Here is a 13,449-nt window from a genome sequence, read left to right as displayed (position 1 = left end):
GCTCGTAAGCTCATCCCCTGCCTCGCCCCCCCTCGTCCCTGCCTCAGCCGACGACCGCGGCCCGCACGCACAGCACGTCCGGCAGATGCGAGGCGAGCTGCTGCCAGCTGTCGCCGTCGTCCGCCGAGGCGAACACCTCGCCGTTGCGGTTGCCGAAGTAGACGCCCGCCGGATTCGCGTCGTCCGTGCACATCGCGTCGCGCAGCACCGTGCCGTAGTGGTCCTCCTGGGGCAGCCCCGCCGAGAGCGGCTCCCAGCTCTTGCCCGCGTCCGCCGTCCGGTAGACCCGGCACCGGTGGTCGGCCGGGACCCGGTCGGCGTCGGCGTTGATCGGGAACACGTACGCGGTGTCGCCTCTGTGCGGATGCGCGGCCGCCGCGAAGCCGAACGTGGACGGCAGGCCCTCGCCGATGTCCGTCCAGTGCGCACCCGCGTCGTCGCTGCGGTAGACACCCCAGTGGTTCTGGAGATAGAGCCGGTCCGGGGTGGCCGAGTCCCGGGCGACCTTGTGCACGCACTGGCCGAACTCCGGGTTCGGGTCGGGCAGGAACACCGCGGAGACTCCCGAGTTGGAGGGCGCCCAGCTCGCGCCGCCGTCCAGCGTGCGGAACACACCGGCCGTCGAGACGGCGACCGTCACCGCCTTCGGGTCGCGCGCGTCGGTGAGCACGGTGTGCAGGCCCTCACCGCCACCGCCCGGCACCCACTTCGACCGCGTGGGGTGCTCCCACAGGGGCCGGACGAGCTCGAACGTCTCCCCGCGGTCCTCCGAGCGGTACAGCGCGGCCGGTTCCGTGCCCGCGTACACCACGTCCGGCTCGGCGGCGGCCGGGTGCAGCTGCCACACCCGCTCCAGGGACGCCCCCGTGTCCTTGGGGAACTTGACGGCCGGCCGGGCCGGTTCCGTCCAGGTCCGGCCCAGGTCGTCGGAGTGGAACACGGACGGGCCCCAGTGCGCGCTGTCGCCGCCGGCCAGCAGCCGCGGGGTCGCGGTGCGGGTGTCGATGGCGACCGAGTACACGGCCTGTGCGTTGAAGTAGGGACTCTCGTCGAACGCCCAGGCGCCACCATCCCGCCGGCGCCCGATGAACAGGCCTTTGCGCGTGCCCACGGCGAGCAGTACCTCGGTCATGCCGATCACCTCCGCGGCGTCGTCGTCGACGCCCTTGTCTCGGACACGGGCCAGTCTGCACCCCACCACTGACAGTCACCCCCGGAGCGCACTCCGGACCAGGTCAGCGCCGTGTCGGCGCCGCGTGCGGGCGTCCGTCACCCTCGTCCGCGAAGACGCCGCCACAGACCGCTGCGCCCGCTCGGGGGTACGTGCAGTGAGCATCCAGCGGCCGGCTTCCGTATGGGGAGGGCGGCGGGATGGTCATGCGCTCGTGAGGAGGAGCCTTCGATGGCGTTACGTGGTCCGAAGGTGTGGCTGTGGCGCTGGCGGCGCAATCCGCTCAAGCGGCGCGCCGACAGGGTGGAGGCCTGGGTCGTGCTGGGCGTGTGGATGCTCACCGTGTTCGTCGGGGTGCTGGCCGGTACGGCGGTGAGCCGGTCCGTCGAGGAGGGGCTGGCCCGCGAGCGCGTCGAGTGGCGCCCCCTCGTGGCCCGGCTCACCGAACGGGCTCCCGGGACGGCCTCCGAGAACGGCAGCGTCTCGCGTGCCGAGCACGTGTGGGCGCAGGCACGGTGGACCGCCGCGGACGGTTCCTCGCACTCCGGTCAGGTACGGGTCCTGGCGGGCAGCCAGGCCGGTTCGCCGATCACCGTGTGGACGGACCGCGAGGGCCGCCAGGTGACCCGCCCGGTCACCGAGTCCCAGGCCCGCGTGCGCGCCTGGCTGATCGGGGGCGTAGCGGGCGTCTTCGCGGCGACCGCACCACTCGCTGCCGGCCGCGCGGTACGCCGCCGCCTGGAACGCCGCCGCATGGACCAGTGGGACGCCGAGTGGTCCCGCTTCGGCCCGCTGTGGGGGCGCACGATGGGGTGACCGGGCGGGGCTGGTTCCATCCCTGTGGGGGTGGTTGGTTCTGGTCCGGTGGGGCGGTGCTGGTTCCGTCTCGGTGGGCGTGGCTGGTCCCGGTCCGGCTGGGCAGGGCCGTCTCATCCCGGTGAGGGTGGCCGGTCACAGTTCGACGATTGCGGCCGGTCACAGTCCGACAAGCGCGGCCATCCCGGCCCAGCAGGGCAGGCCGGTTTCACCCCGACGGCGGCGGGCCCGTCCCATCCCGACGGCCTGACCTGCCCCCCTCCCGGCCCAGTGCCTCCCGGCACACCCGCAACAACCCTTCGTCCTCATGGATGTCGTGCCTGTCGCAGCCGCCGGAGTCGGCCCGATGCCGGCGCGGGGACGTGAGCTCCGCTCCCAGCAGGTCGTGCAGGGGCGCTCCAGTGGGACCCAGCGCTGCCACGCACCCGGCGATCGTCGTGCGGGTGCGCGGGTGCTCCGCCCATGCGGAGCGGAGGACGGGAAGGACCTGCTCCTGTACAGGCTCTCCGGTGATCCGCCATACCGCGCATGCCGCCGGGGTCCGTTCCGACGCCTCGCCGGAGCCGGTCATCCGGCGCAGCGCGGGCAGGGCCGTACGGGCTGCCGGCCCCAGTCGCCCGAGGACGTCGGCGGCCGCCGCGGACCGATACCGGCCGCTTGCGGGATCGGTCAACTGCCGGAGCAGTACGGGCACGACGGCTTCCGCCTGGCCCGTGACCGACCACAGCGCGCCGGCGGCCGCGACGGCGCAGTCGGTCTCCAGCAGCCCGCGCAGATCCGGTATCGCCTCGCGCGCGGCGCTGCCGAACGCCCCGAGGGCACGGACCGCCGCCCCCGTGACGGCATCGCGCTGCCGCAGCCCGTCCGGCATGCCACGCAGCAGGCGCAGCACCGACGGCAGGGACTCGGTGTCGCCCAGTGCCGTGAGCGCCGACAGGAGGGGAACGGCCCGCTCATGCGTGTCGGGGCCGTCGAGCGGCACACGGGCGAGGTGTCTCCGCAGGGCGGGGGCGAGCGGCACGGCAGCGCGGCCCAGGTGGGGTGTCACCAGCCCCAGGTCGTGCGGTACGACCGGGCCTGCCAGTACCTCGGCCAGCACCGGCGTGGCCCGCGCGTCCCCGGCCCTGGCCAGCGCCTTGAGCGGGCCGCCCAGCGTCGGCGCCCCCCGCTCCCCGTGACGTACGCGCAGCTCGGGACGGCAGGTCACCAGGGCGTGGAGATGGTCCGCTGCGGGCCGGGCCAGTTCGAAGAGCTCCACCAGGACGGCGACCGCCGCGTCGTGCAACCGGCCCTCCCCGGCGCCCAGTTGGGCACCTATGAGGGCGACCGCCTCCGCCCCGCCGGTACGCCACTCGCGGAACAGCCCGGCCGACATCAACACGGCGTTGCACCGGTCGAGGGCGTCCGGACTGGTCAACTGCCCGCACAGCAGGGCGACCCGGTCGGCCACCCGGCCGCCGAGCGCGCAGTGCAGGGTCCGCAGCAGCCGGGAGCCCTCCTCGTCCGAGGGACGCAGGCGCCGCAGCCGCCCGGCGAGCGTGTCCGCACCGGGACTGTCCTGCTCGGGTCTGCCGCAGACGCGCTGCCCGGACCTGTCCCGGAGCAGCCGGACCACGGTCGGTACGAGATCCTCGGGAAGCAGCTCCGGGGCGCACCGCGCCAGCTGGCCGAGCGCGGCCAGCCGCAGCCCCGGTCCGTAAGGCGGCCTGCTCAGCGTCGCCAGCAGGTCCACCGCCTCGGCGGCGTGGGCGTCACCGGCCGACAGGTGCCGCCGTGCGAACAGGCCGAGGCCCTCGGTCAGGGCGAGCAGGACACGGTCGTCCCGCTCCACGGTGATCCGCTCCCGTAACAGGGCGAGCACACCCGCGGGCCGGTCGAGGAACCGCACGAGCGCCCCCGGAGCCGCCCGGCGGACTCCGGCGTCCGCGTCCCCCGCCAGCCGGATGAAGACATCCGCACCCGCGCGCAGCATGGCACGGGCCCTCACGGCGAGATCGCCGGATCCGCCCCGGTCCCCGTCGGCTCCGCCCTCATCCCCGGCGAGTCCGCCCCCCTTCCCGTCAGACCCACCGATGCTGACGAGGAGCTCCACGACCCCCGCCCGGTCGCGCACCTCCTCGCGGACGGCGAGCGCGAGGAGAAACGGAACACAGGCGAGCGTCGAGTCGTACACGCCTCCCTGGTGGTGCACGGCGCCGTACATCCGGTCGAGCGCGGTCTCCCGCTCGGCCGGGTCGGCGGAGGCCAGTCCCCGGAGCAGTCCGGGCACGTCCTCCGCGCTGCCGTAGGCATGCCGCAGCGAGGCCCAGTCGACCTCGTCGATCCCCCTGAACACGTTGTCCTCCCCAGGCGAAGTGCCAACTGACGGGGAGTCTGCACCACGGCACTGACAACGAAGCGGAATCGGGAGGTGACTGTCCGCGAACCATGTGCCCGTTGGCCGACAGTCACTCGGTGGCCGCCGGGGAGGGCCGCTCAGTTTCCGCCGGGCAGCGCGCGTCCCACGATCGCGTCGAGGTCCGCACCCTCCGGCAGCGTCCCGAACGCGTACCCCCAGTCGCCCGCGAGCCGGGTCGCGCAGAACGCGTCGGCGACGGCCGGCGGGGCGTACCGGACGAGGAGGCAGGCCTGGAGCGTCAGGGCCATCAGCTCCACGAGGCGGCGGGCCGTCGTCTGCGACGCCCCGGACAGCTGGTTCCTGAGCCGTGTCACGGCCGCGTCCAGCCGGGCGTCCGCCCCCTGGGCGAGGGCGAGCTCGCCGAACAGGGCCTCGGCGGTGGACGGTTCGCGGGTCAGCGCCCGCAGCACGTCGAGGGCGTTGACGTTCCCCGAGCCCTCCCAGATCGACAGCAGGGGAGCCTCGCGGTAGTGCCGGGGCATGCCCGAGTCCTCGACGTAGCCGTTGCCGCCGAGGCACTCCAGGGCCTCCGCGGTGAAGGCCGGACCCCGCTTGGTCACCCAGTACTTGCCGACGGCGGTGGCGATCCGGCGGAACGCGGTCTCCCGGGCGTCCCCGCGGACCGACCGGTCGGCCGCCCCGGCCAGCCGCAGGGTGAGCGTCGTGGCGGCCTCGGACTCCAGCGCCAGATCGGCCAGAACGTTGCGCATCAGCGGCTGGTCCACCAGCCGTGCGCCGAACGCGCTGCGGTGCCGCGCGTGGTGCCCCGCCTCGACGAGGGACTTGCGCATCAGCGCGGCCGACATCATCACGCAGTCCAGCCGCGTGCAGTTGACCATCTCGATGATGGTCTTGACGCCCTGCCCCTCGGGCCCGACCAGCCAGGCGACGGTCCCGTCGAACTCGGGCTCGCAGGAGGCGTTGGAGCGGTTGCCCAGCTTGTCCTTCAGCCGCTGGATGCGGAAGGTGTTGCGGGTGCCGTCGGGCAGCACGCGCGGGACCAGGAAGCACGACAGGCCGCCCGGGGCCTGCGCCAGCACCAGGAAGACGTCGCACATCGGCGCCGAGGTGAACCACTTGTGCCCGCGCAGGGTGTACACCCCGGGTTCGGACGTGGGCGTGGCCGTCGTGGTGTTCGTCCGGACGTCGGAGCCGCCCTGCTTCTCGGTCATCCCCATGCCCGCCAGCAGCCCGCGCTTGTCCGTGGGCACCCGGAGCCCGGGCTCGTACTCCCGGCTCGTCAGCAGCGGCTCGTAGACCTTCGCCAGCTCCGGCTGCCTGCGCAGCGCGGGGACGGCCGCGTACGTCATCGAGGTCGGGCAGCCGTGCCCGGCCTCCGTGTGCCCCCACACCAACCCGCCCGCGGTCCGGGCGACATGGGCGCCGGGCCGGTCGTCCGCCCAGGGCGACGCGGCCAGTCCCTCGGCGATCGCGGTGCGCATCAGATGGTGCCAGCCCGGGTGGAACTCGACCTCGTCGACGCGGTTGCCGTACCGGTCGTGCGTACGCAGCTCCGGCTCGTGGCGGTTGGCCAGGTCGGCCCACTCCTGCGCCTGGGCGCTGCCGGCCTGCCTGCCGAGCCGCCGCAGGTCCTCCTCGGCCCACCCGGCGCCCTCCCGCCGCAGGCCCTCCAGCAGGGCCGGATCGTCGGAGGCGTCGTACGGGGTGAGCGGCGGGGCCTGGTTGGTGACGTCGTGCGTGGCGGGTCCGCCGTGCGCCTGCTGTTCGCCGAGTGCCGAGACCATACGTCGAGTGTTGCACTCTTCATGCGACCGCAGCAATCCTGCAACATGGAATTCCGCCGCGTACAGTACGTGACCATGCCGATGAACGTCCCGGCGCGGCCCGGCGCGCTCGATCTGCGGCCGCTGTCCGCGCGGTCGGTCGTGCTGAGCCTGCTGCTCGGAACGCATCCCCCGGAGCTGCCGGGCAGGGAGCTCGTGCGGCTCGTGGAGGGTTTCGGCGTCGGCGGCTCCACGCTGCGGGCGGCGCTCAGCCGGATGGTGGCCGCCGGTGATCTGGGGCGCACGGACACCGGCTACCGCCTCAGCGACCGGCTGGTGGAACGCCAGCGCCGCCAGGACGACGCCGTGCACCCGCGCACGCGCGCGTGGGACGGCGACTGGGAGATGGTCGTGATCACCGCGACGGGACGCGGCCCCGCCGAACGTGCCGACCTGCGCGCCCGGCTGACCGCCCTCAGGCTCGCCGAACTCCGCGAGGGCGTCTGGCTCCGCCCCGCCAACCTGGCCCGCGCCCTCCCCGGCGACCTGGACGGGGTGGCCCAGCACTACACGGCCCGCCCCGACCGGCCCGCCCGCGACCTGGCCCGGAGCCTGTGGCCGCTGGACGCCTGGTCCGCCACGGCCCGCGCGCTGCTCGCCCACATCGCCGGGGCATCCCGTCCGGCCGACCGCCTGACCGCCTTCGCCGCCGTCGTGCGGCACCTGCCGGCCGACCCCGTCCTGCCGCCCGGACTGCTGCCCGCCGACTGGCCGGGAGCCGAGCTGCGCGCCGCCTATACCGACTACCAGCGGGAGCTGATCGGCGAGGTGCGTGCGCGGGTGCGGGGCGTATGACGCGGACGGGCGGGGGGGGGGCCCCCCCCCCCCCCCCCGCCCCCCCGGGGGGGGGGGGGGGGGGGGGGGGGGGGTTTTGGCGGGGCCCGGCGGGGCCCCCCCCCCCCCGCCCCCCCCCCCACGGCCGTCTTCACCGTGGGGGGACTGTCTGAGGGACTACCTGTAGGTGATGTCCGAGGCGGAGTAGAGGCAGTTCTTGCTGTCGGGTCCCGACCCGACGGCGGTGTTGTTGTTGTACTTCTGGCAGGGGACGACCTTGCGGCCGGCGTCGTTGCGGATCGTGATGCCGCGCAGCGTCGCCACGTCGTTGCGGTTGACGTTGATGCCGACCAGACGCGCCGTGGAGCCCGTCCCGGTCACGTCGATGGTGTTCAGGTTCACCTTCCGCGTGTACTGCGTGGAGCAGTCGCCGCAGGAGCGGTAGAGCGTCTTGAACTCCTGCACCGCGAAGTTGGAGATGTTCAGCGTGCCGCCGCCGTTGTGCTGGAAGACCTTGTCCGCCGCCTTCTTGGCGCCGCCACCGATCACGTGGTAGGTGGCGCCGGTGCCGCCGCGGAAGGTGGCGGCGTCCTCGCCGACGTCCTCCCACCAGACGTTCTGGAGCGTGCAGCTGCCCTCGCAGTGGATGCCGTCGGCCGCGGGGGCGCCGAGGATGACGTTCTTCAGCACCGCGCCGTTCGCGAGCTTGAAGATCGGGTCCTGGCCCTCCTCCTGGCCGTCACCGGCCAGGTTTCCGGTGCCGTAGAACCGCTTCATCCCGTAGTCCTTGGTGCCGGACACGGAGATGGTCGAGGACGTTCCCTGGCTGCCGTTGGGGGTCGGCCAGGTGGCGGCACTCGCCGTCGGCGCATTGGTCGTCATGATCATGCCAACCGACAGGCCGAGGGTGGCCAGCGCGCCGGTCAGCGCGCGCCTGCGGGCGCGCGGGCGTGTCGCAGAAGTCATGTGCCGATTCCTTCTGTCGTCTGAGCGTGTGAGGGGTGTCCGAGCGGACGGGGTGTCAGAGCTTTCCGGCGCCCGCACCCGACGTCACCGAGGCGACGACGGACGAGGCCGGCTCCGCCGTGTAGCCGTACGGCGGGCTGGTGAAGGTGCCGACCCGCGAGACCTCGGTAGCGGCTCCACCGAGGTCGTTGCCGCGCAGGTTGGCGTATCCGTCGACGTCGCTGCTGCGGTTCGTGGTGACCGCGACCTTCGTCGAGCGGAAGACGTTGTTCTCGACCAGCATCTGGGCGCCCATGCGCGAGTGGCAGGCGGTGTCGGCGCCCTGGACGTAGTTGTTGTAGAAGTGCCCGGTGCCGAAGCGCAGGCTGGGGATGCGCGAGTACACGTTGGCGAAGTGGTTGTGGTGGTACGTCACCTTCAGCCGGCCGGTGTCCTCGCTCGCGTTGTTGTCGCTGTGGCCGACGAGCGAGCCCTTGAAGTGGTTCTTGAAGGTGTTCCAGGACACCGTGACGTTGTCCGCGCCGTGGTTGACGTCCAGCAGCCCGTCGTAGTGGTCCTTGTCGTGATCGCGGTCGGCCGAGAAGGAGTTGTGGTCGATCCAGACCTTGCTGGACGCCTCGACGGTGATGCCGTCGGCGGGCGCCACCGGCTTGCTGATGTTGAGGTTGCGGATGACGACGTTGGAGACCTTCTTCAGCCTGAGTCCGCCGCCGGTGAACCCGGACGCGGAACCCACGCCCAGGACGGTCGTGTTGGACCCGATGTCGACCTGACCGCTCAGCGAGATCAGGCCGTTGACCCGGACGACCTTGGCCGAGTTGCCGGTCACGGCCGACTTGAAGGCACTCAGTGTGGAGACGGTGACCGCCGAGGCGCTGCCGCCGCCGGTCGTCCCCGCGCCGAACCCGACCGGTGAGTTCTCGGCGGCCCCGGCCGGCTGGGGAACGGCCAGGACCGTCACGGTCGCCAGTGCGGATGCGGCGGCGAGCGCCAGGGTGGATCTGCGGACACGTGTACGTGGGGGATGAGTACGCATGTGGGGTGCGTCCCTTCGTGGTGCCTTCATGGTGCCAGATCGGTCATGTACATGAATGACGTTCGCCATGTTGTTCACCGCGTGCGCTGCGTGCGACCGGTCCGGAGGTCCTGTCATGCCCTGGGGGTGCACTTCCCCGGGCCTGGCAGGTCTCGGCGGGCGCCCTGGCGGAGGCGCTTGCGGGTCACACTGCTGAACGGAACGTAGGGGGCAAGCGCTTTCTAGTCAACGCTTCGCGCAGAACACATTCGGCCGGACCTGGTCGGGGCGCCGGCGCTGCGGGGAGGTAGCGTGGGAGCGCTTCCATGAAAGCCATGTGCATGTCACCATGCCGATCGGGCGCTTCCCTTCAGGAGAGGGCGGGTCGATGAGGACTCCGCGCATGCGTACGTTCGTCGGCGGGCTCGTGTTCACGCTGCCGGCCGTCGGTGGCCTGACCCTGGCGCCGGGACCGGCGCCCGCGGGCACGCCGCAGCCGGGCCGCGAGGGCTCCCTGCCGGGGTCGTTCACAAGGTCTTCGAGCGGTCCGCTGATCAGTCCGAAACCGGACGCCGGCCACCCGATCCTCTCGGTCAAGGACCCCAAGGTGTTCCGGTACCAGGACCGCTGGCACGTCTACTTCACGACCGCCGACACCGCCGGGCGCTGGAGCCTCGGGTACACGAGCTTCGCCCGGTGGTCCGAGGCCGCCTCGGCTCCCCAGACGTTCCCCGACGCCAACCCGAACATCGGCAACCGGTACGCGGCGGCACCCCAGGTCTTCTACCTCGCGCCCCAGCAGGCCCGGTACATGGTCCACCAGACCGGACCGCCGTCCTACTCCACGGCCAAGGACCCCTCGGCCCCGATCAGTTGGAGCGCGCCGCGGGACTTCTTCGGCAGTGAGCCGCCCATCGTGACCGAGAACAAGGGCGACGGAGCCTGGCTGGACTTCTGGACGATCTGCGACCGGACCGACTGCTACCTGTTCTTCTCGGACGGCAACGGTCACCAGTACCGCTCGCGCACCACCCTCGCCGAGTTCCCGAACGGTTTCGGCGACACCGCCATCGTGCTGTCCGCACCCCATCGCTTCGACCTCTTCGAGGCGGGCAACGTCTACCGGCTCGGCGACGGCGACGGCTACCTCATGCTCGTCGAGGCGCTCGCGACCGGATCCGACTGGCGGCGCTACTTCCGGGCCTGGACCGCCGACAGCCTGGGCGGCACGTGGAAACCGCCGGCCGACACCGAGGCCAACCCCTTCGCCCGCTCGTCCAACGTCGCCTCCATCGCTCCGTGCCGCCTCCGGTTCCTCTGCCAGGGGATGGACCCGGCCTCCAGCGGCGAGTACCACCGGCTGCCCTGGCGGCCGGCCCTGCTGACCCAGACGAACTCCACCTGCTGAACCGTCGTACGACGTCCTGCGAGCCGCGCCTCACCACCGAAGGGACCCGGACGTGCCTGCCACCCTCCACTCCACGACGAGGAGACCGCTGCGGTCGATGCCCGCCGCACTCCTCGCCACGCTCCTCGCCGCGCTGCTGGCGTTGCTCGCGGCCTCGGTGCTCAGCGCACCCGCGGCCGCCGCTCACGACAGCGCCCGTGAATCGGCCCGTGATTCCGCCCGTGAGGAGGCCGTACCCACCGCGACCCTCACCGAGGTCACGAACTTCGGTACGAACCCCAGCAACCTGCGGATGTACCTGTACGTGCCGGAGAACGTCACGCCGAACCCGGCGGTCGTGGTCGCCGTGCACTGGTGCACCGGCTCGGGCCCGGACATGTACAACGGCACCGAGTACGACACCCTGGCCGACCGGTACGGGTTCATCGTGCTCTACCCGTCCGTCACACGCAGCAGCAAGTGCTTCGACGTCTCCTCGCCCCAGGCCCTGCGCCGCGGCGGCGGCAGCGACCCGGTCGGCATCAAGTCGATGATCGACTGGGTGACCCGCACCTACGACGCCGACACCGGCCGGGTGTTCGCCACCGGCATCTCCTCCGGCGCGATGATGACGAACGTCCTGCTCGGCGACTACCCCGACGTGTTCGCGGCGGGCGCCGCCTTCTCCGGCGTGCCGTTCGCCTGCTTCGCCACCACCGACGGCTCCGAGTGGAACAGCAACTGCTCGGGCGGCACGGTCACCCACACCCCGAAGGAATGGGGCGACCTGGTCCGCAACGCCTACCCCGGCTACAGCGGACCCCGTCCGCGGATGCAGATCTGGCACGGCACCGAGGACGACGCCCTGCGCTACCCCAACTTCGGGGAACAGATCAAACAGTGGACGAACGTGCAGGGCGTGAGCCAGACGCCGGCCGCCACCGACACACCCCAGTCCGGCTGGACCCGCACCCGATACGGCGGCACGGGTGACCAGGCGCCCGTGGAGGCCGTCAGTCTCCAGGGCGTCGGCCACAACCTGTACGCCCACGGCATGGCATCCCGTGTGCTCACCTTCTTCGGCCTCGACAAGTCGGGCCCGGCACCCCAGCCCCAGCCCGGCGCCTGCAGGGTGACGGCCGCCGTGAACGCCTGGAACACCGGCCTGACCGCCTCCGTGACCATCACCAACACCGGCACGACGACGGTCAACGGCTGGAAACTCGGCTTCACGCTCCCCGCCGGGCAGACGGTCACGGGCGGCTGGGGCGCCACGTACACACCCTCGTCCGGGTCGGTGACCGCGACCAACGTGTCCTACAACGGCACCATCGCGCCGGGCGCGAGCGTGAGCATCGGCTATCAGGCCGGTCACGGCGGCAACAGCGCCGCTCCGGCCGCGTTCACGCTCAACGGGACGGCGTGCGCGACCGGTTGACGTGGGCGGTGTGCCTCGGGGCGCGGGTGCCGGCTCAGACCGACCGGTGGTACTGGTCCGGCACCCGCACCTCACCGCCGAGTTCCCGCGCCGCCTGCCGGGCCCACGAAGGGTTGCGCAGCAGCTCACGGCCCAGCAGCACCGCGTCGGCCTCGCCATTGGCCAGGATCTTCTCGGCCTGCTCGACATCGGTGATCAGCCCCACCGCGGCGACGGGCAGCGTCGTCTCCTGCTTCACCCGGGCGGCGAAGGGCACCTGGTAGCCGGGGCCCGTGGGGATGCGGACGCCCGAGGCGTTGCCACCGGTGGAGATGTCCAGCAGGTCGACGCCGTGGGCCCGCAGGTCGGCGGCGAAGCGGACGGTGTCGTCCGCGGTCCAGCCGCCCTCGTCGAGCCAATCGGTCGCCGAGACGCGGAAGAACAGCGGCTTGTCCTCGGGCCACACCTCCCGTACGGCGTCGACGACTTCGAGCGCGAAGCGGGTGCGGTTCTCATACGAGCCGCCGTAGGCGTCTGTGCGGTGGTTGGAGTGCGGGGAGAGGAACTCGTTGATCAGGTAGCCGTGGGCGCCGTGGATCTCGGCGATCTCGAAACCGGCGGCGAGCGCGCGACGGGCGGCGGCCGCGAACTGCCCGACGATCTCCTTGATCTGGCCGACGGTCAGCTCGGCCGGAACCGGGTGCCGGTCGTCGAAGGCGATCGGGCTCGGCGCCACGGAATCCCACCCGTACGCCTCCGGGCCGACCGGGGCGCCGCCCTTCCAGGTGCGGTCCGTCGAAGCCTTGCGGCCGGCGTGGGCGATCTGGATCGCGGGAATCGTGCCCTGCGAGACGAGGAAGCGGGTGATGCGGCGGAACGCATCGACCTGCGTGTCGTTCCAGAGGCCGAGGTCGTACGGCGAGATGCGCCCCTCCGGGGAGACCGCGGTGGCCTCGACGACGATCAGGCCCGTCCCGCCGGTGGCGCGGGCGGCGTAGTGCGCGAAGTGCCAGTCGTTGGGGACGCCGGTCTCCGGGCCCTGCGGTGCGGCCGAGTACTGGCACATGGGGGGCATCCACACGCGGTTCGGGATCGTCACATCGCGCAGGGTGTAGGGCTCGAAGAGCGCGGTCACGGCGGACTCCATTCGTCACGGGGCCGATGTCGACTCGTACGATAGGCATCGTAGTACGGCGGATGTCAAACTACGAGGTCTCTCGTACTATGGGATCCCCGAAGGAAGTGGAGCCGCCGTGACCTCTCCCGCCGTCAGCAGCCGCGACCTGCCGCATCCCGTGCGTGACGAGATCCGGCTGGAGGGTGTGCTGCATGCCCTCTCCGACCCGATGCGGCTGCGGATCGTGCGGGAGCTTGCCGCGGTCAGCGGGGAGTTGTCCTGTTCGCACTTCGATCTGCCGGTCACGAAGTCCACGACCACGCATCACTTCCGGGTGTTGCGGGAGAGTGGGGTGATTCGGCAGGTGTACCGGGGGACGGCCAAGATGAACGGGCTGCGGCGGGACGATCTGGACGAGCTGTTCCCGGGGCTTATGGATGCCCTGCTCGATGCCGCGGGTCGGCAGGTCGGGCGGCTCGGAGGCTGATCGACCGTGGTCCGGTACGGGTCCTAGGGTCTGTCGTTTGGATCAGGTCGCAGGGAAGCGACTGTTCTGCTCGGTGCCGGCGAGCGGGGTCTGGTGCGTGCCTCTGCAAGGCGGAGG

The 13,449-nt window shown here is 72.1% G+C and carries 11 protein-coding genes; 5 read left to right on the top strand and 6 right to left on the bottom strand.

Annotation, left to right across the window (positions count from 1 at the left end):
* Positions 1–43 precede the first annotated feature (43 nt).
* Complete coding sequence (locus ACIBNA_RS42405; RefSeq protein ID WP_399170689.1) at positions 44–1,201, bottom strand: WD40/YVTN/BNR-like repeat-containing protein; 1,158 nt, start codon at positions 1,199–1,201, stop codon at positions 44–46.
* A 201-nt stretch (positions 1,202–1,402) separates the two neighbouring features.
* Between ACIBNA_RS42405 and ACIBNA_RS42400 the strand changes: the two genes are divergently transcribed.
* Positions 1,403–1,987, top strand: coding sequence for a hypothetical protein (locus ACIBNA_RS42400; protein ID WP_399170688.1), 585 nt, complete (start codon positions 1,403–1,405; stop codon positions 1,985–1,987).
* A 208-nt stretch (positions 1,988–2,195) separates the two neighbouring features.
* On the opposite strand, the gene ACIBNA_RS42395 is transcribed toward ACIBNA_RS42400, so the two are convergent.
* Together ACIBNA_RS42395 and ACIBNA_RS42390 are read right to left on the bottom strand one after the other, a co-directional pair.
* Positions 2,196–4,322 (bottom strand): HEAT repeat domain-containing protein, encoded by a 2,127-nt coding sequence (locus ACIBNA_RS42395; protein ID WP_399170687.1) that lies wholly within the window; start codon positions 4,320–4,322, stop codon positions 2,196–2,198.
* 140 nt (positions 4,323–4,462) lie between these two features.
* Entirely contained in the window at positions 4,463–6,130 is a 1,668-nt protein-coding gene (locus tag ACIBNA_RS42390) for a DNA alkylation response protein (protein ID WP_399170685.1), read from the bottom strand.
* 75 nt (positions 6,131–6,205) lie between these two features.
* Between ACIBNA_RS42390 and ACIBNA_RS42385 the strand changes: the two genes are divergently transcribed.
* Positions 6,206–6,964, top strand: coding sequence for a PaaX family transcriptional regulator C-terminal domain-containing protein (locus tag ACIBNA_RS42385; protein WP_399170684.1), 759 nt, complete (start codon positions 6,206–6,208; stop codon positions 6,962–6,964).
* Positions 6,965–7,120: 156 nt separating this feature from the next.
* On the opposite strand, the gene ACIBNA_RS42380 is transcribed toward ACIBNA_RS42385, so the two are convergent.
* Positions 7,121–7,909 (bottom strand): pectate lyase, encoded by a 789-nt coding sequence (locus ACIBNA_RS42380; protein ID WP_399170683.1) that lies wholly within the window; start codon positions 7,907–7,909, stop codon positions 7,121–7,123.
* Between the two features lie 55 nt (positions 7,910–7,964).
* Positions 7,965–8,945 carry a polysaccharide lyase family 1 protein gene (locus ACIBNA_RS42375; RefSeq protein ID WP_399170681.1) on the bottom strand — a complete coding sequence of 327 codons (981 nt, stop codon included), beginning with the start codon at positions 8,943–8,945 and terminating at the stop codon, positions 7,965–7,967.
* A gap of 382 nt (positions 8,946–9,327) precedes the next feature.
* Here ACIBNA_RS42375 and ACIBNA_RS42370 point away from each other — a divergent pair, with 382 nt between their 5' ends.
* Together ACIBNA_RS42370 and ACIBNA_RS42365 are read left to right on the top strand one after the other, a co-directional pair.
* On the top strand, positions 9,328–10,332 hold the full coding sequence (locus ACIBNA_RS42370; RefSeq protein ID WP_399170680.1) for a non-reducing end alpha-L-arabinofuranosidase family hydrolase: 1,005 nt from the start codon (positions 9,328–9,330) through the stop codon (positions 10,330–10,332).
* Positions 10,333–10,429: 97 nt separating this feature from the next.
* Complete coding sequence (locus ACIBNA_RS42365) at positions 10,430–11,749, top strand: PHB depolymerase family esterase (protein ID WP_399170726.1); 1,320 nt, start codon at positions 10,430–10,432, stop codon at positions 11,747–11,749.
* Between the two features lie 34 nt (positions 11,750–11,783).
* Here the strand turns inward: ACIBNA_RS42365 and ACIBNA_RS42360 are convergent, their stop codons facing one another.
* The gene (locus ACIBNA_RS42360) at positions 11,784–12,863 is read right to left on the bottom strand and encodes an NADH:flavin oxidoreductase/NADH oxidase (protein ID WP_399170679.1); all 1,080 of its coding nucleotides are present in this window, start codon (positions 12,861–12,863) and stop codon (positions 11,784–11,786) included.
* 118 nt (positions 12,864–12,981) lie between these two features.
* Between ACIBNA_RS42360 and ACIBNA_RS42355 the strand changes: the two genes are divergently transcribed.
* Entirely contained in the window at positions 12,982–13,332 is a 351-nt protein-coding gene (locus ACIBNA_RS42355; RefSeq protein ID WP_399170678.1) for an ArsR/SmtB family transcription factor, read from the top strand.
* Positions 13,333–13,449 lie beyond the last annotated feature (117 nt).

This window comes from Streptomyces sp. NPDC050164 (genome assembly GCF_044459945.1).
Taxonomy (GTDB): Bacteria; Actinomycetota; Actinomycetes; order Streptomycetales; family Streptomycetaceae; genus Streptomyces; species Streptomyces coeruleorubidus_A.
This window is presented reverse-complemented; position numbering and strand designations above follow the sequence as displayed.